Origin of the sequence: Chloroflexus islandicus (assembly GCF_001650695.1) — a bacterium.
GTDB classification, from domain to species: Bacteria; Chloroflexota; Chloroflexia; order Chloroflexales; family Chloroflexaceae; genus Chloroflexus; species Chloroflexus islandicus.
Window position 1 is genome coordinate 1 of sequence record NZ_LWQS01000123.1, and the last position, 952, is coordinate 952.

Annotated in this window: 1 protein-coding gene; it reads left to right on the top strand. The window is 64.1% G+C overall.

Annotated features, from left to right (window positions below; genetic code table 11):
• Positions 1–896 (top strand): type IIL restriction-modification enzyme MmeI (locus tag A6A03_RS20700; protein WP_066791527.1); only part of this gene is annotated, 896 nt, incomplete at its 5' end.
• Between the last annotated feature and the right edge of the window lie 56 nt (positions 897–952).

Below are 952 nucleotides of genomic sequence, written 5' to 3' on the forward strand. Positions count from 1 at the left end.
TGGAGCGGCTGATCGCGGCCAACCCGGCCTGCCGGGAGGTGATCTTCCCCTACATCGGCGGCGAAGAGCTGAACAGCCATCCGGCCCACGCCCACCACCGCTACGTGATCCACTTCGGCGAGCGCACCGAGGCTGAGTGCCGGGCGCGCTGGCCGGAGCTGATGGCGATTGTTGAGCGCAAGGTCAAGCCGGAGCGGATGGCGCTCAGAAATACTGCTGATGGACAACGGCTCAAAAAGACATGGTGGCAATTTGGTAGAACCCGACCTGCACTCAACGCCGCCATCGCCCCGCTTTCACAGGTGTTGGCACTCTCGCGGGTGAGCCAGCACTTGGCCGTGACCTTTCTGCCGGCGCGGATGGTCTACGCCGAGTCATTGGTCATCTTCCCCTTCGAGACCTACGCGGCGTTTTGCGCCCTGCAAGCCCGTCCGCACGAAGTCTGGGCCCGGTTCTTCGCCTCGTCGCTCGAAGATCGGTTGCGCTACACCCCGTCCGACTGCTTCGAGACCTACCCGTTCCCGGCGGGATGGGAGACAGACGCGGCGCTGGAGGCGGCGGGCAAAGCGTACTACGAGTATCGGGCGGGGTTGATGGCGCAGCGCAACGAGGGCTTGACCGCGCTCTACAACCGCTTCCACGACCCCGACGAGGATGACCCGGCGATTGTGCGCTTGCGCGAGCTGCACGCGGCGATGGACGCGGCGGTGCTGAAGGCCTACGGGTGGGACGATCTGCTGCCGCTGGCGTGCGACTTCGTGCTCGATTACGAAATTGACGAAGCGACGTGGGGCCGGCGCAAGAAGCCGTACCGCTACCGCTGGCCCGACCCCGTGCGCGATGAAATCCTCGCCCGCCTGCTCGAACTCAACGCCCGGCGAGCGAAGGGGGGATAGCCACAAAAAGACACACAAGGGGGAATAGCCACAAAAAGACACAAAAGACACAAAAA